At 34.9% G+C, this 21,444-nt stretch carries 5 protein-coding genes; all 5 read right to left on the reverse strand.

Annotation, left to right across the window (positions count from 1 at the left end; genetic code table 11):
- Positions 1-215: 215 nt before the first annotated feature.
- The gene (locus J2S72_RS07850) at positions 216-14,594 is read right to left on the reverse strand and encodes a SpaA isopeptide-forming pilin-related protein (protein WP_307495290.1); all 14,379 of its coding nucleotides are present in this window, start codon (positions 14,592-14,594) and stop codon (positions 216-218) included.
- Between the two features lie 351 nt (positions 14,595-14,945).
- Positions 14,946-15,836 carry a YitT family protein gene (locus J2S72_RS07855; protein ID WP_023055262.1) on the reverse strand — a complete coding sequence of 297 codons (891 nt, stop codon included), beginning with the start codon at positions 15,834-15,836 and terminating at the stop codon, positions 14,946-14,948.
- Positions 15,837-15,928: 92 nt separating this feature from the next.
- Positions 15,929-16,780 carry a mechanosensitive ion channel family protein gene (locus J2S72_RS07860; protein ID WP_307495291.1) on the reverse strand — a complete coding sequence of 284 codons (852 nt, stop codon included), beginning with the start codon at positions 16,778-16,780 and terminating at the stop codon, positions 15,929-15,931.
- 1,718 nt (positions 16,781-18,498) lie between these two features.
- Positions 18,499-19,803 (reverse strand): histidine--tRNA ligase, encoded by a 1,305-nt coding sequence (gene hisS / locus J2S72_RS07865; RefSeq protein ID WP_023056131.1) that lies wholly within the window; start codon positions 19,801-19,803, stop codon positions 18,499-18,501.
- Between the two features lie 18 nt (positions 19,804-19,821).
- Entirely contained in the window at positions 19,822-21,426 is a 1,605-nt protein-coding gene (locus tag J2S72_RS07870) for a Na/Pi cotransporter family protein (protein WP_307495292.1), read from the reverse strand.
- Between the last annotated feature and the right edge of the window lie 18 nt (positions 21,427-21,444).

Consider the following 21,444-nt stretch of genomic DNA (forward strand, 5'->3'; position numbering starts at 1 on the left):
TTTACCTCTACGCTCTTATGAGCGCTTATTTTAATTATGGCTAATTAAAATAATCATTCTATCTTCACATATATTACTCCCTTATATAGGAGGAACCTGTAAGCCATCAGCATCCCCCCTTTATTATTGTTCTTTTTATGTTTTTCCCAAGGAGAGTAAACTGTTTTAAATAGGTTTCTTTTTTTTGTCCCTTTAGAGGAGGCTCTTTTTCAAACTTATTCATAAGTCATCCTCCTCTTTCTGTAGTACAAAATTCCCGCAATACTCATAAGAACGACTCCGCCTAAGGTGAAGGCAATAGTTCCCATGCCGCCAGTGGATGGATATTCCGCCTTCCTGTTTTCAATTTCCATTAGACTTGATTTTGTTGTATCTGTAGTTGGTGTTACATAGTCGCCTTTTGTAGGCGGTTTTTCTGCAAGGTCAAGCTTGCAAGTAACTTGGTCAATCATTTTTCCGGCGGCATTATTATAAACATCTACCTTTAAATCTGCTGTTGTCGCAGAAGTATTATTTAGTTTTCCAACTATATCTACAACTAAGGCCTTATCTGTTATCAAGTTACTGCCCTTTGGATTTGGTCTTGTATAATCTTGATCAGATCTGTGCATAGCTTTTAGTTGATATCTCAACGGATTATTATCCGTGCTTAAGTTATAGTTGCTTGGTGCAAGACTCTTAAAATCTGTTTCTTTTAAACTATCAATAGTCTTACCTTTGTCAAGTACAGCCACCTTAATATGCTTATAACTATCTTCTAAATTCCAGTCATCTACATAAAGTCTTAAATGAGTATCATATTCGTCAAAAGTCAAACTGGTGTGGTTTGGATTTATAACAAGTCTTTGTGCGAAAGTGTTGTTTGTCTTATCCACGTTTATAGTTTCACTTGTCAACATGCTTTGAAGGCCTTTTACCAAGTTAGATTCCTTCGGTTTTACATAGTCCTTGTCAAAGACTTTGATTTCGCCTTTTTCTAACTTGAATTCTTTAATAAAGCCTGGGATCTTTGTATAACCCTTAGGTGCTTTAATTTCTTTTAGGGCATAGAATCCATTGTCATATACATAGAAGCTTAATTCACCATCTTTACCAGATGTAAAGACTTGTACTTCAGTAAAGCCCTTAGGTGGTACTTCACCAGCTTTTAGAACTCGTCGTTCTACTACATCGCCGTTGGCATTCTTCTTTTCATAAAGTTTAATGTTTTTGTTAGAGTATTCGACTGTCTTGCCTTCATTGTCCTTGTCCTTATCCTTGTAGTAAACTTCAAATTCTGCACCTTCTAGACCTGTTTTGTCTACTCCGTCAACTTTCTTGAACTTAATTAAGTTACCCTTCTTGTTGACGATTTCTATTGGCACAATACCTGGTTCTTCTACTTCTACAGTTTTTATAACGTCGTTTTCTTTTACGATTTCACCCTTGTCATTTCTTACAGGAACTTTTCTGTAGATTCTGCCGTCTTTATCAACTCTAAACTCTACTAGAGGTCCTTCTATCGCTTCATATCCCTTAGGTGCCAGTGTTTCTACAATTCTGTATTCTCCAGGGTCTAAGTTTTTAAATGTGACTAAACCTGTTGCGTCAGAGTTTCTTAAATCACCGGTAGCATTCCATTTGTTACTTAGGTCTTTCTTTTCAAGCTTAAATTGTGCACCTGCTAAGGCAAGGTCGTCTTGGTTTTTCTTCTTAAGCTTAATCATATTGTCTGGGTTTACTGCTGAGATTGTGAAATCTGCCTTTGTTACAGCTTCGTTTTTAAAGCTGTAGACCTTATCCCACCTGCTTACTTTTACAGTTCCTCCATCTGAGTAAACTGCCTTAAGCTCACCGGCTCCTCCGTAGGCTGTCTTATCTTCTCCTGCTACTCTACCAGTAACCTTGATAATATAAGAATCGCCTTTTCCTATACCGCCTGTAAAGTTCAAGTCTTCTCTTTCATTAACTCTCAAGAGAGTTCTTGATCTCATAACTCTTGAAATTTCTAAGTTGTTACTTGTTTCGTCTAGACCAAAGGACTCAGGCATATCTGTTGATACATCTGCATTGTTCTTTAGTTTTATATATCTAATTTCAAGGTCTTTTACATCTTGATTTGGATAGTAGTAGAAGTCACATCCTGTATTAGATGTCTTATTCCTATTTATATAGTAGTAGTGGACAAAGTCCCCTGTGTTAGGATCATAACTTACTATCTTTGAAGTCATGTTTAAGTTATTTCCATATAGGGTTCGACTTTCAATTGCAAGGTCATAAACTAACTTAATGTTCTTGTATTTACTTGTATCAGTTCCTGTACCTAAGCCGACCTTTATATTATTTTGAGATGTCTTTACCTTATATAGGTCTATAAAGGCTATCAACTTGTTGGTAAATTCAACCATGGTGTAAGTCTTGGCATAGTCTGTAAAGACATATCTTATAGTCTTTTTGTCTTTATCATATGTTGCCTTGGCAATTGTTCCTACGCCGTCAGCAAATAGGTCCAGACTCTCTGTACTGTCTACAAAGATACCGTTAAGGGAAATATTGTCGCTTAATTTTAAGTCGAAATAGTCGCCAGGATTGATCTTTGCATTTTCAGCAAGTTTAAACTTGTTGCTAAACTCTAAACTTTGACCTGTGTGAGGTCTTATAACTGAGTTCCCTTCATTTTTATACTTTTCAGCATCTTTCGGATCAGGTCTTAGAACTTTTAATTCTGATGATTCAACTCTGATCTTACTTGATATATCTGTTCCTGTTGCTTGGATGTCTCCTTCATAAGGGTCAAGATCTTTACCACCTACTGTGAAGTGCCATACTTGGTTAGTATTGATGTAACCGTTCGGTGATGTTACTTCTTCTAGGGTATAGTGACCTATTGGCAAATTATCAATTTCTGCAATACCTTCTGCATTTACAGTTCCTGTTTTAGTAACTGTATTCGCTTCGTTGGTTACCTTAAATACAGCACCTGGTTTTAGCTTTGTTGCTACTATTGGATTACCAGCTTGGTCTATTTTTTTGATCTTTACTTGACCCTTGCCGGGTTTTGTATTAACAATCTTACCCATGTTCTTGGCTGTAGCTGATGTTACGAAGTCAATTAGCTTTCCGTCTTTTTCATTAGTAGATTTTTCCGGAACATATTGGTAAACTCCGTTTGCCTTGTCATATTCAAGGGATATATAACCATTTGCCTTAGGTACAATTTGAATTTCACTTAACTTGTAAATGGATTCATATTTACCTGTAGTAGCGTTCTTGTCGAAACCTATACTAAGGTCCTTTAACTTTACTTTTTCATTAGTAACTGGATTTACTACCTCTGTAGATGTCATGTCAATGTTAGAGGCTTCTGAAATCTTAATAGTTTTTCCGGTTTCAGGAACAACCATGTCAAGTTCCTTAAATTTATAGGCCTTATCTTCTAAGGTTACTTGACCATTTTCAACTTTAGGAAATATAAAGTCGACAGCATTTATATCCACATTTCTACCAGTCTTTGGATTTGCCAATTGACCGGAAGTTATACTTACAGTTTCTATTGTAAAGTATAGAAGTGGCTCTTTAATAGGAGCGTAGCCTTCTGGGGCTTTAACTTCTATTAGTCTGTAACGACCTGTACCCAGTCCTCTAAATCCAAAGTAACCGTTGAAGGCTGATGCAACATAGGACTTGTCTACATCGTCCCAGCTTGTACCTCTTGCTTTTTCAAGTTTAAATACTGCACCTTCAAGTCTTCTCTTAGTTACGGCTTCACTGTTTATTCCTTCCTTAGGGTCGTCTTGTCCGTGTTTTGAGAAGGTAACATTGTAAGTTTCTTCATCGTTTAAAATCGTCATACCCTCTTGAGGGATGTGCTTTATTGCATCTGATGAATAAAGATTTTTTATGCTGATATTTGTTGTGGCTCTAGCGATTTTATTCTCATCAGTAAGTGCCGGTTCTATACGACCGCCTTCCTTACCTAGAGATCTATCATATTTGTCGCCTGGATTTTTTCCTGATAATCCAAGGTTTTTATTACCTTGTTGGTAGGAACCGTGGAATACATCTTCCCATTTAATTCCACCGTTGCCATCTTTATTTGCTTGTTGGAATTTTCTTTCTCCCTTGTAGAAGTCGAAGTTTATTTTAATTTCGCCATTCTTTTCATCGATGATTTTGTCATCATAGAAGCCTTCTACATCTATATAGTAGACGCTCTTTTTAAGGTTAAGTTGGTCTTCATCAAAGCCCCAGTCAAAGGGTCTCCACCTTGCAGTGTTGATCATAGAGACATCTGGCTTTGATAGGTCATAGAGTTTCAAGATATCATTTATATCATCCTCTGTATAAGTTGCCTTTGGATTGGCAATCTTATAAGTTGACCTATAGGCTGTCTTAACACCTTGTGTTATTGTCCTAGGCAATTCTCCCGCAGTGTCAACTTCCTCCCTCTTATCAACAGGATTTATTTGAAGGTTGACTATATCTGAATTTGCCTTTCTGGTATCTATGAAAATTCTTTGGATATAAGTCTTTGATTGAGGGTTGATATATATCATCCTTGACTTATATTTAATACCCTCCACAGTTGTGACTTGTGATTTATCTTCTGCGCTGGCAGTCTTTATGAAGTTAGAAGGTGTATCATCTGGTCCATTGTACCTGGCCTTTAGTTGACCATTTTCTTCATAAACTTCTATCTGCCAAGGTGCTTGTGGCTTCTTATAACCTAAAGGTGCTTGTATTTCTTCAAGTAGGTAGTAGCCCTTAGGTAGAACTAGGTTTTTGCCATTTTCCTTAAATATTACTTCACCTTTTTCATTAGAAAGGGCTGTAATAGTACCGAAGTTTTCATCAAAAGTTTTATATGTCTTGTCTTTAGCTTTTCTAATAGTGAAGACTCCACCTGCTAGAGGTTGGTTCTTGTGGTTTTTCTTTAGTATCTTTGGTTCAATACCTATTTGCTTATTAGGTATTCCTGCAAAACCATTTTGAGGTATTTCTTCTCCTACTTCTTTAAACTTTGCTGTAACAGTTACTGCAGATGCTGGCATTGTAAATTTATTGCCCTTTAATTCTACTGTCGTCCCGTCATCTTTTGTTACTGTCAAGGAATCTATGGCATAATCCTTGTCCGGCTTAGCAGTTATATAAATTTCATCTCCAGCATTTGCCTTTGAGAAGTTTGCACTGAGACTTCCATGTTCTGTTGGTGAAAGTTTAACATCGTATGCCCCTGTATTAGTTCCAACCCAGTCAAATATTCCGTTAACTGAAACATCGGCTTTAGGCATTGTAAAGTATAGGCCTTGGTCATCAGATTCTATAGGTACATTAACTCCACCTTGTGCTGTTGTTACCTTGTAGCTATTAACCTTGTAGCCTTGTTTAGGTAGGACTGTAAGTCTTATCTTTTCTCCGGCCTTAGCTTCGCTTGGATCAACTTCAAATGTTCCGCCGCTAATTCCAGTACCTATGGTTACTAAATAAGTTCCTGCCGGCGGTGTGTAATCTTCATAAGTTACTTTTATATAGACCGCTTGTGCAGGCATGATAAATGTACCAGTCTTGCCATTAAATACTAGGGTATTTAATGGATCTCTGCTGCCAGGTTTTGTAATTTCAACTGTTTTAACCTTGTAGCCTGGGTTAGCTTTAACTGTGAATTTAACCGTTTGTCCAGCTCTTGCTGTTCTATTTGCAGGGTCATCTACACTTATGGAGCCCTTGGTACTATCTCCATCTATATTTATGGCATAAGTTTGGTAGCTAATTGGGTTAAAGGTTGCCCTTATTTTGACATTATAGGCAGGCATCTTGAATTTATACTGGCCGTTTTGTAGAAGTATTGGTTGCTTATTTAGAGTTACCTGACCAACTTCATAGCCTTGTTGAGGAGTAACCTTTACAATAATTTCTTCTCCCTCAACTGCCTTGGTCTTGTTGCCATCGATAGTAACATTACCACCTGATGTTTGTTCTACAGTAATATCAAATTGGGTTTTAGGAATTTCTTTGAAAGTAGCCTTTATTACTACATCTTTTGCCGGCATTGTAAAGGACTTACTTGAAATATTTACTTCTTGTATTTCAGTTCCACCACTATCTTCAAGCCAAATTCTCTCTAAGGTATATCCGGCATTTGTGTTGACAGTTAATGTTACTTGTCCATTTTCAGCTGCTTTTTGTTTGTCGGCAGTTACGGATCCACCTGTACCTGTAAAGGATGTGATTGTGTATTCTGTTGGTTGTGGAGCAGCTTTATTTTTCCAAAGAGCCTTAACTATAATATTGTCATTAACTGTTATTTTATCTCCCGGATTTTTCCTAACTCCATTTATTGACCATGCATCAAATTCTTTTGTTTTGTCTGGTGCTATAAATGAACATCCCGGTAGTTCATATAATGAGCCCCTATCCACAGTCTTAGGATCCATGTGCCATTGTCCACCATTTCCATCAAATGTTATTGTAACTGTTGATGGAGCAACTGTTTTATCTTTCCAAAGAGCTGTTAGTGTTATGTTTGCAATAACATTAATTGTGTCACCAGGTTTGTGTTCAACGCCTGCTAATGACCAAGCCTTAAATTCTTTTCCTTGTGGAGGAGTGAATGTGCAGTCCGGCAATTTATAATTACCTTTTGGCACTGTTTGGCTTGGCATTGTTCCTGAGCCACCTACGCCTGGGTCAAAGTAGATTGTGACATCCTGTGTTGTTTGCTCAAATGTAGATGTTACTATTACATCCTTGTCCGGCATTAAAAAACTAAATTGATCTCGGGAAATTACATTTCCGGCTTTGTCGGTAACTGTAGTGCCTGTCCATTGGTATCCTGGGTCAGGTGTTATATTTAGGTTAACTTGTTTTCCCTTTTCTTCATAAGAAACTGATGAAGTTACACTTCCACCTGTTGATGGATTAATTGTGATTAGGTGCTTGTAGTTGATGTCATTTTCATTGACGTAGGAGTCTTTAATCCAATCTCTATCTCCACTGTAAGAACCATATATATAGTCTAAGCCAATTCCTACTCCCTTACTTGGGTCATAGGATGTTTCTATTTCAATATAGTAAGGTCCAATATATCCATCTTTTGTTCTTTCTAAATATGCGCTTATTCTACCAGGTTTATCCTTACCTTTATCCGGTCCTGATTCAATTTTTTTGGAACCATTTATGTTAGCAGGACTATTAGTAGATGTTACATCATTCTTGTTAATAGGATTATCAAGAGTAGAGCCGTTTGCAACCTTATAAATTCTAAGAATTGTCCCGTCATTATACCTTAAGTTATATTTGTATCTCTCTGGTTCTCTATAGAATTGAACATTCGCTCTATATAAAAATTCAGCGTCTTTTATTAAGAAAACTTGTCTAAACCTTTTGTCAACCTTATTGATTGCAGTGATCTTAGTTTCACTGTAGGAAGCACTTAGCTTTCCAGCTCTATTTCTTGACCTGTTCTCATGGTCTACTACTTCCCAATCGCTTTCTGTTCTTTGTGCTCCTGGAACTATTTCTTCTCCTATTTCAAGTCCGTCATTACTTGATGCACTTTTTGCCATTAATGATGTTGTTTCTCTAAGGACTACTCCATTTGGGAACATTCTTTCAAAAAGGCTTGTCCCATATATGGCATCTACTTTTTCTTTAAAAGATAATTCATTAAAACCGGACTCTGCTTTTAATTTTTCTTCTCCCACAGGAAATTTTAGAATTTCTGACAGTTGAAGATTGCTTTCATTTAAAACATAATCGCCATCTCTTCCTATTGTAAAGGATGCTCTTGCCTGAACAGGTTGACCCTGTCCTGGTTCATTTTGAGTATTATCTTCTTTTATAAAGGTCTTGCCGTCTTTTCCAACTGTTACTATCCAATTTGTATCAACTTTTTTATAACCAGGTGCCGGCTTTTCTTCTGTCAGCTTATATGTTCCTGGTTTTAGTTTGTCGAAAGAAATCATACCGTCTGATCCGGTAGTCATGGTCCTTGCTTCTCCACTGTCATCGGGACCAGTTAGCTTGAAGATTGCTCCTTCTATTAATGTTCCAGGTTCCCCTTCTTTATATTTTTTGATTTTAAAGTCATAAGTCTTAGAATCGTTAGTTACTTCAAGGGAATTGTCTGATATATAAGAACCTTGGATACCTGTTGATTGTTCTTTTACAGGTCCTGATTCTTTTATAATGTCAGCTCTTTCATAGAAGTCGGACTTCCAGTAGATTGTTCCATTTTCAGTCCAGTCCATACCTGTACCTACTCCACCGTTTTCGCTAGTGTAAGGTACTTTGATGTCAATAACTACTGGTTTTGTCATTGCTGGTAGGTTTAGTTTCATCCTTGTTTCGCCATAGTGAGACTCATCTTTTGAAACCGTAACACTATTTGTAATGTTTGTAGGATTATATTCTGCAAGTCTTATGTCAGAGATTTGTCCTGTTACAGGTTTATCTAATTCAAATACTTGGTAATCTATATTAGCTTGAGCATTTCCATTAAACCAATCCATGTTTGGATATTCTGGTTTTTCTCTGTGAATTGTAGCACTTGTTGCCTTAATATCTGCCCCTTCAGGGTTTAGTACATATCTTTGGATTACATACTTTTCTGTCCTATTGATAGCTACAATTCTTGTACCCATCTTAAATGGTGTAGGATAGTTGCCTGTCCAGCCTGTCCTTCTGTTGTCATATAAGTTCCATCCATCAAGAGATCTACCTGCAACGTCTACCCAATTAACTCCATCCTTTTCTAATATTGAATTTAGGGTGTTTGTTTGACCGGATTGTTCTCTATAGTTATAAACTTTTTTATTGCCCTTCTTGTCAATTACAAGAACCCATTTTTTATCTAACTTTTTGTATCCGTCAGGTGCTAAAGTTTCTTCAATTATATAGGTTCCTTCTGTAAGATTAGGATCAAAGTTTACAACACCTTTTTCGTCAGAAGTTTTCTCATCAGTATATCCTGTTTCGCCCGGCTTAACTTGTTTTGTAATTTTAAACTTAGCGCCACCTAAGGGCTTTCCGTCTCCGTCTTTTTTAAATACTTGGAAGTTGGTGCCTACAGGTCTATTTGTTACTGGCAATGTAATAATTATATCTTTAGTGCCTTCATGCATTTGACCTGAACCTGAAACAGATGTCTCTACAATTTTTACACTTCCATCATTAAAGACAGTGATTTGCCATACTGTATTTGAAGCAACATACTTGTCCGGTGCAGTAGTTTCCTTAAGGGTATATCTGCCTGGGGCAAGGTTATTAAATAAAACTTCGCCATTAGTATCAGAAGTTCTAATAATTTTCTTATTAGTATTTGCTGCTTCTGTGAGTTCAAAGGATGCACCCTTTAGCTTTTCGCCTGTTAATTCATTAGTCTTAAGGATCTTGAATTGACCAGGTATATATTTTTTATTTATTAAGCCGACATCTTCTCTATATAAGCTTGGTATTTCCGGTCCTACTTGGTCAGATATTGCTTTGTTAAAGTTAGCACTGTTTATAAAGGCTGACCTTTGATAGTTTGGTCTTCCGTTATCCATATAGAAAGCTCTGGATAGGTTGATAAAATTATTTAAATCTGTAACTTTAAAAGTTTGTTCAACTAAGTATCCTTCACTGTATCTTCCGATTCTCGGCATTGTTATAGATAGAGGACTGCTTTCGTAGATGCCTCCTGTGGTTTTTATTTGATTTGGATCATAGGTCAATGACACACCATTGCTGGAGTTTATTGTCATTTTTTTCTTACCCGTTGCAGGATCTATTTCTGTTGGACCTATTGGTGTATGGTTTACCAAATAATAATTGTTCGGGTCTTGTTCCGGTCTTACACCGAAGGAAAGTGGCATGTTATCATTTATAATGGCTCCATTGTCATATCTGATTCTTGGCTCAGTACGATATACCTTGACATCCATCAAGTCGAAGGCCGGTTTAACACCTATACCTTCTTGGAAGGCTATAGAATAGCTTGGATTGTATCTCGTTGACATCCAGTTAAATGTCAATGTTCTGCCGTCGCCTGAATAGTTAGCTTCAGGGTTAAAGTATGCTATGGCTGTTATATACCAATCATCGCCTTGCTTATAGATATCTCTAAAATAATATGCTTGTGTCGGTCGAGTTTGTCTATCATAGGTATCATAGTAAGCTGTGATTTTTTGATTATCTATTTTGGGATTTCCCGTATTAATATCCATTCCGGGACCAACTTCAATTGTAAAATAATAATCTCCTGAGTTTTTGGCATAGAACTTGGAGGGTATTATACCCTTTATTTCAAGACTTGCTATAACATCTGCATTAGGTGCATTGCTATTAAATACATAGGTCAAAAGATTTGTCTTGTAATCAAAGTAGGGATCTGCTATATCTATTCCATCTTTGTTTTTAATCTTTGGAAAATCACTTGAATATTGTGTAAAGTCAAGGTTCTTGTCAAATTGAATTTCAAATATTTGACCCGGCTTTGCATCGGCAATAGTTATGTCTGCATGGTACATTAGGGATTCAAACCTATAGGCTTCCCATACTCCCTTTTGTGTACCCCAGCTGCTTGCCTTGTCTTCGTCAATTTCAAATCTTTGGCTTACATTGTTAATTGTAGCCTTAGTCTTGCTTTGCTCGTCTAGTGTTTTTTGAATGTCGTAATCTTCCCCAGCTATTGGGTCTCCAGTTCCTGTTGTATACTTAGGATTGTATGAAACTTCTCCCTTTTCATTGACTGTTACTTCAAAGTAAACCTTGGATTTTTCATAGCCTTCAGGGGCTTGAGTTTCTTCCAATATATAGGTTCCTGTTGGATATTCTCCAAAGTTAGCCTTACCAGCATCATCAGTAATCTTAGTTGCGATTGGGTTTCCATCTTTATCTTTTAAGGTAAATTCTGCTCCACCAAGTACATTTCTCTTTTTAGTTTTCTTTCCGTCTACCATAACCTCTGTAACTTCGTCGCCAAATTTTGTTACCTCAATTGGGCTCTTTTTGAATTCTTCGTTAGTTACGGTAATAGTTGGTAGGTCTTTTTGGTCAGTGTTAGAGCTAAGAGTTTCATTTTGTCTAATTTTCGCATTGGTTGCAGTGTCCTTTTCTGTAAGCCAATCATAGGATACAGTTTTTGTGTCTGTATTACTTCCTACTTTAGCTTTAACCCTTACTAAAAATCCCCAATAATCTTTAAATCTTTCTTTTGGGAAGGTAATTTGATAACCGGTTGTTTTTCCAGTATAAGGATCTGCTGCTGTTAAGTTTTTACCTACGATTATATTATCGTGTTTTGCGTTTAGTACACTTCTTCCAAGACTTGGTATCTGTCCATCTACAGTTTGATTTTCCATTGCATTTCTTACATATGGTCTTTGTCTGCCATTAACATCAAAGACAGCTACATCATTAATAGTTACGCCTGGAATGTCTATGTTTAATCTTGTATTTCTGTCAGTGTCACCACCGCGTTGTTGGTCAAGGGCCTTTAGGTAAATGTAAAATTCTAAGTTTCCATTTTTATCGAGCTTGCCATAGTGCATAGCATTCATGTAGTCAGGATAATTAGGATCTGCTATTGTTTCAGTTTTACCCAAACCTAAGTTAAGGCTAGCATTACTTCCACTTAGGCTGATCTTGCCGTCATTACTTATTTTGACATACTTGTTTGCTTGATCTAATTTATAGCCATCTGGTGCTTTTGTTTCGATAAGTTGATAGTCATCTGGCACTATATTTGTAAATACTGCCTCGCCATTTGCATCTGTAGTTACTTCAATATCTGCCTTCCATAACTTAAATCTTGCACCTGCTAGTCCCTTTCCGGTCTTGCTGTCGACTTTTTTAATTTTAAAGGTAACAGGATTTTGTTCTTTCGCTGTTATTAAAGTGTTTCTTATTAGTTGATCATTATAATCAGGTCTATAGTAGTTGGCATTTTCTACATATTTATAATTTGTTCCATTAATATTAACAGTTCCTGTAGGCAGAGTTTGTTCTATTTTATGGTCTATATTAGTTGCATTGCCGTTTTCATCAATGTCCCAATATTTTACGTTTGGAATAGTGACTAATCTCTCAGTTTTATCTTTGCTTAGTTCTTCTTCTGCAAGGTCTACTGAACCTAAAGTTGTATTAGGGTCATTAGTTGCAACTGCCTTTATAGTTTGTGCAGGCATTTTACGGTGTGCTTGGTCTACAGGCAGGTTCCAAATTTGAGTTACATATAGGTCCCTATACTTGGATATAGAAACTCCATTTAAATTGTAGTCCTCTTTCGTATTTGGGTTTTGTAAATCTGTGTCGTATTCATAAACAGCAATTGTACCGGGATCTTGTTGTGCTTCAGGGTTTGTTCCTTCAGCTGGAATGTTTCCATTAAGATCCGTTACACCTTGCTTTACAACCATTTTTCCATTTGTATCTAAGCCGTAAACTGCCATTTGTGAATTATTAATGGTTTGATTTTGGCTAAACTCTCTATTTGCTAGTGGTAGTTTGCCGTCATCCCCTGTTGATACTGCATCTGTTACAGTCCATTTAGCTTTATCTGCCTTTGCAAATTCTCCAAGAATTGTAGTTCTGTTGTTCATACCTACTCTATTTGGAGTTGCTTGTCCAATTGCGTTTTGATTATATGCATCTTCTGCTACAAATCTTTTTGCTCCGACTTTAACCTTGCCAGCCTTATCTCTTTTATTTGTAAGTATTGCAGAAAAATCCATCATGTAGGCTGCCTGTTTATTTGTGACAGGTGTGTAGAAATTATATGTTATTTCTTTTATGCCCGCTGCTACTTCATGATGTTTTGAGTCAACTATTCCAAAGGCATCAGAAAGTTGGTCTGTTAGACCAAGATTGCTTTTATCCTCAATTTCTCCAAGACCAGATCCCTTAACTGTTGTAAAGTTTGCCTTATAACCAAGGCCTTGCAAATCTTGATTTGATAGAACTTTAATTGTCCAATTATATCCTGCTAATTCTCCTTTTTCGATTACAGGCCTTGCCCAACCATCTATATCCACCTTATAGTCTTCTATTGTTCCCGGGTCTATAATTTTTTCTACATCTTTTCTACCAGGTTCAATAATTTGATTAGTTACAATACCATACTTATTTACCTTAGTAGGGATTAGGTCTTTAGGTGCTTTTACTCCGAGGCCTGATACCTTATTTGTTACTGTAAATGTTCCGTCAGAATCTAAAGTAATTTTAGTCGGATTGTAATCTACAGGTATATCTAAAGGTACTTGGATATTGTCGTTAATTTCTTTTGTTATCGTGTAAATTATAGTATTATCTTGTGGATTGTATTGAGGTGTTGCTATAGTTTCATTGTTATGAATGATAGGCTTTATTACAGTTCCTTCATTTACTTTTAACTTGTCATCTAAATGAATTTTAAAAAATTGTCCCGGTTGGATAGCTCCCGCTTTATTTGATGTTTCAAAACGTGTTATTATATGAAACTTTTTGCCTTCTAATTTTAAGCCTGATTGTTCTGACCCAACTGCTTGTCTTGAAAACTCTTCAGACATTTCAAGTCCTTCATTTGAACCTTCTAATGGTCCTGCTGACCTAAAGGCAGATCTAAATAAGGCTGAGCTTACTGGTTTCTGATTTATTCCAGGAAGTTGAACTTTTGTAAGTCCTGCTTCAAGTTCTTCTATTGTAAGCTCATCTTCATGTCCAAATTCATTCCCAAAACCTTTAAGAGGATTAAGCAAATTTAAGCCAAAGGGATCTATGCCTTCTTGTTCATTCCCAAGAATTGGATCAAAAAGGTTTGATTTTATATCCCCATTTTGCCCTTTCGTTAATTTTTCTATTAACTCTGGTGCTTTTTCCTTTGCTGTAAGTTCTTGAGAATTTTCTTCTATTTTATTTTCTTGATTTTGTGAAAAATTTTCCGATTCTTTGGAAGTTTCATTGTTATTATTTAAAAGATCCTCTATTTCTTCTTTTTTATCTTCAGGAGATTGTCCTTCAATTAAAAGATTTTGGGGGTTTTCTTTTAATTCATTTGATTTGTTATCCAAAACTTGGATATTGATATTTATATCATTTAGATAAGGTGCAGAAAGGGTCAGTGTGCCTGAGCCCGGTTCCAGATAAGATTTTGATTTTATATTTTCTTTTACACTTATAATTTTGTCTTTGATAAGTTCTGTATAACCCAAGTGGAAAGTTTGTCCGTTTGAGTTTGTAACTTCTACTAATAAATTGGAGAGATCGAGTTTTTCGCCTTTTTGGTAGATAGTTTTGCCTGGATCTACCAATCTCCACGCTATGTAGTCCTTTTTTACAGGGTCAGGCTTTTCTTTAGGAATTATTGTCTTTTTTTCTTCAATTGGAGCTGACGGCCCTCTTTGATTTTCTTTAGTGTTTTTATTTTCTTCGATTCCTTGATTTTGTTGATTTTCTTCATTTTCTTGATAAATTAGAAGATCATTTTTCCCAGGAGTTTTAGGCGCAGATTGCCCCTCTTCATCGATTATAAGGTCTTTAGACACCGGTCTTTTATTCATTTCATAATTATTTGCACTTACATTTAAGGGGGCAAATACATCCATGATAATTAATGCTGCCAACAAAAAGCTTATAACTCTCTTCGATACTTGTTTCATTTCCTTATCTCCTAATTTATAATATATTTTGTTTCATATTTAAAATAGTTTAATTTAATAGTTTCATATTTAATAATTTTATTTAGAAATATTATATTCCTTATTTATTTTTTTATCAATACTAATTTAGTGATTATTTAAGTAAAGATTTCTTTAATAATTTAATTATTTAAAAACCCTGAATCTTTAAAGGTTTATAGGCTTTTCTTTTTATTTTAAAATTTAAAAATAAATTTATAAAAAATATTTTTATTGACTTTTTTTATAAATTTATTTACAAAAAACAACCAAGAAAATTAATCTTGGTTGTCTTTTTATTTTTTTTGTAAAATTTATTATTATCTATACATCTTATTGAATTTCTATTTTTTTAAATCCGCTTCCCTGTATCTCCACAGTTTCACAAACTGTTACAAAGGCATGGGGATCTATAGCTTTTATAAAGTTTTTAATTTTTACCAGTTGTAGGGGTGTTGCTATACAATAGATTAATTTTAATTTTTTGTGTTTATAGGCTCCTTCTGCATCTATTAAGGTTACTCCTCTTGAAATTTTATGTTGGATCATGTCTGTTATTTCTTCGTATTTTGAAGAAATTATTAAAATTTGCTTTTGTTTTCCAACTCCTAAGTGAATTTTATCTACAAGGCTGTAGGCTATAATATAGGCTACAAGGGTATATAAGGCTCTGTCTATGGAAAATATATAAGCTGATGCTCCTATGACCGCTCCATTTAAGGCAAGAAGGCCTGTTCCTATGTTTATATTGTAGTATTTTTTTGCAATGGCTCCTATAATGTCAAAGCCGCCTGTAGATGTTCCATATCTAAAGGTGATTCCATTTCCCACTCCTGATAAGATTCCTCCAATTACGCAAGCTAAAAATGGATCTTTTGTAATGGCAAAGTCGTGGGGAAAAATGCCTGTAAGCACATATACATAAAAGGTTGTAAAAAGTGTAGAAAGAATTGTAAAAAATATAAATTCTTTGCTAAGCATTATTAAACCTATTATTAAAAGGGGCAAATTCAAAACAAGAACTAAAAGGGAAAGTCTTATTCCCGTTACGGATTCTATAAGTACACTTATTCCGTTTACTCCCCCTGAAATCATGTGATTGGGCCTTAAAACCAATACAAATGATATTGTTACAAAAAGACAACCTATTAAAACCGCAAAAAATTTAGAAATAAAAGTTTGCTTGAAAATTTTTTGTTCCAGGGTTTTTAATCCCTTATCCATATATCCTCCCATGTTATCTATAAATTTTTCATTTCATGAAAACTCACGTTTTATTATTTTACCAATATTTAAATTTTCGTCAAGAAAATATTTTAATTTTTTACGGAAACATTGCCCTTGATTTTATGGGCATTGCAAGCTATTTCAATTTTGTTTTTCCTAAATTCCTTTACTATCTCTTCTCTCAATTCCGATAGAGTGTCAAAATTTGTATCCACATCCTTGGTCCAAATGGTAGTCCTTAAATTAATCCCATCAAGAGTAAGCTTATTTATATAAACTTTTACAAAATCGGACTTTTTGTCATTTCCCAAGGGACTCTTTGGATCTATAACGTTGGCATGGCTTTGAACCAGATTTACAATTATAGCCTTGGCTTTTTCTATATCACTTTCAAAAGTAATCATAACATCTAAAAAGCCACCACTTTTTAATTCAATCATATTGGAATTTTCAAGAGTTTCCCTATTCATAACTGCATTTGGTATTATAAGCCTTGAATTGGTAAAGGTGCGAATTATTGTATGTCTTAAAGTTATATCTTCAACATAGCCTGTTATGTCGCTGTTTATTAAAGTTATCCTGTCGCCAACTTCAAAGGGTCTAAATAGAGAAATCATAAAGCCTGCTATTAAATCTTCCAAAGATTTTTGAAAGGCAAAGGCCAAGACTGCAATTATAAGAGATGAACTCATAAGTATGCTGCCGGATAATTCCTTAAAGCCCTTAAAGTTTGACCCTATTTTAAAGACCATAAAGACAACTATAAGGCCCTTTATAAGGGTGTTTAAAAATTTGAAACCTATTTTGTTGGTCTTTTTTAATTTTCTAAATAAATAATCTACAATTTTTGTAAGTAAAAAACCTATTATTAAAGTTAAAATTATTGAAAGCACCATGAAAATAAGTTTATTTTCTTGTGTTTCTTTGATAATGTTTCCCATTTTTATAATTTCCTTTTTATTATAGGTTTAGTTTATAACAGTTTAGGTTTTTTTACAATTACAAGAGTTATTTACAAGGAATGTAGGAACCAATTTATTTAATATTTAAAACCAATGTAGGGACCAATTTTGAAGACCTAACCCGATTTTTGCAAAAAATCGTGGTAGGTCTCATGCAACTATTTGCCCAAATCTTTGATTTGGTTGCAAATATCTGCTATTGGTCCGGCGCCGTAAGGCGAATTAAATAAAATAAAAAATGAAAAAACAAAAATATAAATAAAATTTCAATTGAAAAAACATAAAAGAAAATGCTTCACGTAGGGCATAAAAAATTTAAAATAAATGTTAAATCAAATATTTATTTTTTTCTCCCACACGACACAGGCGGACCGGTAAACCGGTCCCTAGAGCTCACAAGGGTCCACATGGGAATGTAGGGTAATTTTTTGCGTAAAGATTTCAAAAGAGTAGAACTCTGCATATGAATGTAGGGACCAATTTATTGGTCCGATCGCCATCAGGCGAATTAAATAAAATAAGCAATGAAAAAAGGTAAATATAAAATAATAGATCTTTTAAAATTAAAACCAATGTAGGGACCAATTTATTGGTCCGGCGCCGTAAGGCGAATTAAATAAAATAAAAAATGAAAAAAGGTAAATATAAAATAATAGATCTTTTAAAATTAAAACCAATGTAGGGACCAATTTATTGGTCCGGCGCCGTTAGGCGAATTAAACAAAATAAAAGACTAGAAAACAAAAATTTAAATAAAAAGTAAATTGAAAAAACATAAAAGAAAATGCTTCACGTAGGGCATAAAAAATTTTAAAAATAAATGTTAAATCAAATATTTATTTTTTTCTCCCACACGACACACACGGACCGGTAAACCGGTCCCTACAGCCCACAAGGGCCCACATGGGAATGTAGGGTAATTTTTTGCGTAAAGATTTCAAAAGAATAGAACTCCGCAAGAGAATGTAGGGACCAATTTATTGGTCCGATCGCCGTTAGGCGAATTAAATAAAATAAGCAATGAAAAAAGGTAAATATAAAATAATAGATCTTTTAAAATTACAACCAATGTAGGGACCAATTTATTGGTCCGGCGCCGTTAGGCGAATTAAACAAAATAAAAGACGAGAAAACAAAAATTTAAATAAAAGGTAAATTGAAAAAATTTAAAATAAATGTTAAATCAAATATTGATTTTGTTTTCCCACACGATACACACGGACCGGTAAACCGGTCCCTACAGCCCACAAGGGCCCACATGGGAATGTAGCGTAATTTTTTGCGTAAAGATTTCAAAAGAGTAGAACTCTGCATATGAATGTAGGGACCAATTTATTGGTCCGGCACCGTCAGGCGAATTAAATAAAATAAAAGACGAGAAAACAAAAATTTAAAATAAATGTTAAATCAAATATTGATTTTGTTCTCCCACACGATACACACGGACCGGTAAACCGGTCCCTACAGCTCACAAAATCCCATGTTGAATAATTGAAAATTAAAACCAATGTAGGGACCAATTTTGAAGACCTAACCCGATTTTTGCAAAAAATCGTGGTAGGTCTCATGCAACTATTTGCCCAAATCTTTGATTTGGTTGCAAATATCTGCTATTGGTCCGATCGCCATCATTCGAATTAAACAAAATAAAAAATCCATTGATTTTTTCATATTTCAATGGATTTTTGTTTTATTTTTTATTTTAATTTTTGACAAATCTCTTCTATGGAAAGTTCTTCTTGGTCTGATGTTTTCATGTTTTTCAAGGGATAAAGTCCTGTTTTTATTTCATTTTCTCCCAATGCTAGGGAATAGGGTATGTTTAATTTGTCTGCATATTTAAATTTTTTACCTATTTTTCCTTCTTCTGAATAAATTATTGCCTTTATGCCCTTTTCTTTTAAGGTTTTTACAAGTCTTATTCCTTCTGTTAAAAAGCCTTCCATGGGGATTACTATTAGGTCTACCAGGGATTTATTTTCTGCTTGTATTAGGTTTTTTTCCATGAGTTTAAAGAAGAGTCTTGAAAGTCCTATGGATATTCCTACTCCAGGAAGTTTTAAGTCTGTATAGTATTCTGCCAGGTTATCGTATCTTCCTCCTGAACATACGCTGCCTACGTCTTCATGGCCGGTTAAGAATGTTTCGTAAACTGTCCCTGTGTAGTAGTCCAGTCCTCTTGCTATTTTTAAGTCTACTTCTATGTTTTCTTCTGATACTCCAAAGGCTTCTATATATTCCAAAACTTGACTTAGTTCTTCTATGCCTTCTTTAAATTTTTCGTTTTCTATTTTTAAGCTTTTTAATGCTGAGATTTTTTCTGAGTTTTTGCCTTGGATTTGTAAAAATTCCAATATTTTTTCTATTTCTTCTTCTTTTAAGCCCTGATCTTTTAATTCTTCAACCATTTTCCCCATGCCTATTTTGTCAAGTTTGTCTATGGTTCTTAATATTTCTTCTTCTTTTTTTGCTCCTAAGTTTTCAAAAAATCCTTTTAATATTTTTCTGTTGTTTATGTGAACTTTAAAGTTTCCAAGTTTTAAGTCTTTAAATATTCCACAGATTATGACAGGCATTTGGGCGTCATTTACAAGGGAAAGTTTTCCATTTCCTATGGCGTCTATGTCGCATTGGTAAAATTCTCTAAATCTTCCTCTTTGGGCTCTTTCGCCCCTATATACTTTGGATATTTGATATCTTTTAAAGGGAAAGTTTAGGTCGGAAAAGTGTTCTACTGTATATCTTGCAAGGGGTACTGTTAGGTCAAAACGCATACTCATGTCTGTGTCCCCTTTTGTGAATCTGTAAATTTGTTTTTCCGTTTCTCCTCCTCCTTTTGCTAAGAGGACTTCGGTTTTTTCAAGGACTGGTGTGTCTATGGGAAGAAAGCCATTTTCTTCGTAATGCTTTCTGATTATGTCCATCATTTTATTAAATAATATTTGTTCCTCCGGTAAGAGTTCCATAAAGCCCGGAAGGGTTGAGGGTTTTACTTTATCCATTAATTTCACCTTTCTTTTTTAATTGATTATTAATTTTCCTACGTTGTAGATATAGGCTTGTATTCTTTCCAGGGCACTTAAAGTTTTTTCAAATACAAGGCCGCTTTCAGGATCACATACGCCAAGTCTCATTCTATCCATGTGTTCATTTCTATAATCATCTACATAGGCTTCTATCCTGTTTGAGAAAAATTTAAGTCTATCTTTTTTCTCTTGAGATGGAAGTTCCGTTATAACTGTATTAAACATTGTGCTTATTGAGGTTTGCACTGCGTTTAATTCTTTTATGGATTCTTCTGTGTAGATTAATTTTTTGTCTTCTTTTAATTTTGCTCCTTCTGCTATACTTTTTGCGTGATCTCCTATTCTTTCAACGTCTCTTACTATTCTCATATAGCCTGTATAGTTTGCTGCCATGTTTTCGTCCATTTCCATGGATAGGCAGCCAATAATATATCTTGTTATGTTGGAGTTTAGAAAATTCAAAATTTTTTCATTGTGAAATACGGTTTCGTATTTTTCTTCTTCAAATTTACTTATTAAGTCCATGCTTATTTTAAAGTTTGCAATGGCTATGTCTATCATTCTATGGGCTTCTGCACGGATGTCTGTAAGTTCTGTTGCTGCTTCTCTCATAGTTTTTTTAGGATTTATATATTGAAGACTCATTTCTTCTTGTTCCTTATCTTTTCCTCTGATTATAAAGGTTGAAAGTTTAGCAAGGTATTTTGAAAAGGGAATAAGTATTACTGTTGCCATTATGTTAAAAAAAGTGTGCATGTTGGCTATTTGGGCTGCTGGTAATGCTCTTGATATACTTTCTATAAATTTATCTATTGGGATAAATTGTGCAATGATAACAAATATAATTGTTCCTATAAGGTTAAATAGCACGTGGACTGCTGCTGTTCTTTGAGCATTTTTTGATGTTCCTATGGAGGAAAGGACACTTGTTATACATGTTCCTATGTTAAAGCCGCAAATAATATACATGGATCCGTGAAGACCTATTAAGCCTTCGTTGGCTATTGCTTGTAATATTCCAAGAGATGCTGCTGAAGCTTGAATTATTGCTGTTATTACTGCTCCTGCTATAATTCCCAAGAGTGGGTTTGATATGCTTATAAGTAAGTTTCTAAATCCCTCATATTCTCTAAGGGGACTCATGGAGCTACTCATAAGTTGCATTCCCATAAATAAAAGCCCAAGTCCTAAGATTACTTGTCCTAAGTATTTTACTGTTGGTTTTTTTATAAATTTTCTGATAAAAAATCCAATAAAGGCAAGTAATGGGGCGATGCTGGAAATGTCCAAGGCTACAAGTTGACCTGTTATTGTTGTTCCTATGTTTGCGCCCATGATAATTCCCACTGCTTGTTCAATAGTCATAAGTCCTGCGTTTACAAAACCTACTACCATTACAGTGGTGCCTGATGATGATTGTATTAGGGCTGTTACTCCTATACCTACCAAGAGGCCTTTTAGGGTTGATGATGTCATTTTTTCAATCCATTTATGTAGCCTATCTCCTGCTACAAGTTCAAGGCCGGCGCTCATTAAGTCCATTCCGTAAATAAAGAATGCAAAGCCTCCTAAGAGTCCAAAAATATAAGTTATCGGCATTTATTCCCTCCCTTTGTT

The organism is Peptoniphilus koenoeneniae (assembly GCF_030812875.1).
Lineage (GTDB): Bacteria > Bacillota > Clostridia > Tissierellales > Peptoniphilaceae > Peptoniphilus_B > Peptoniphilus_B koenoeneniae.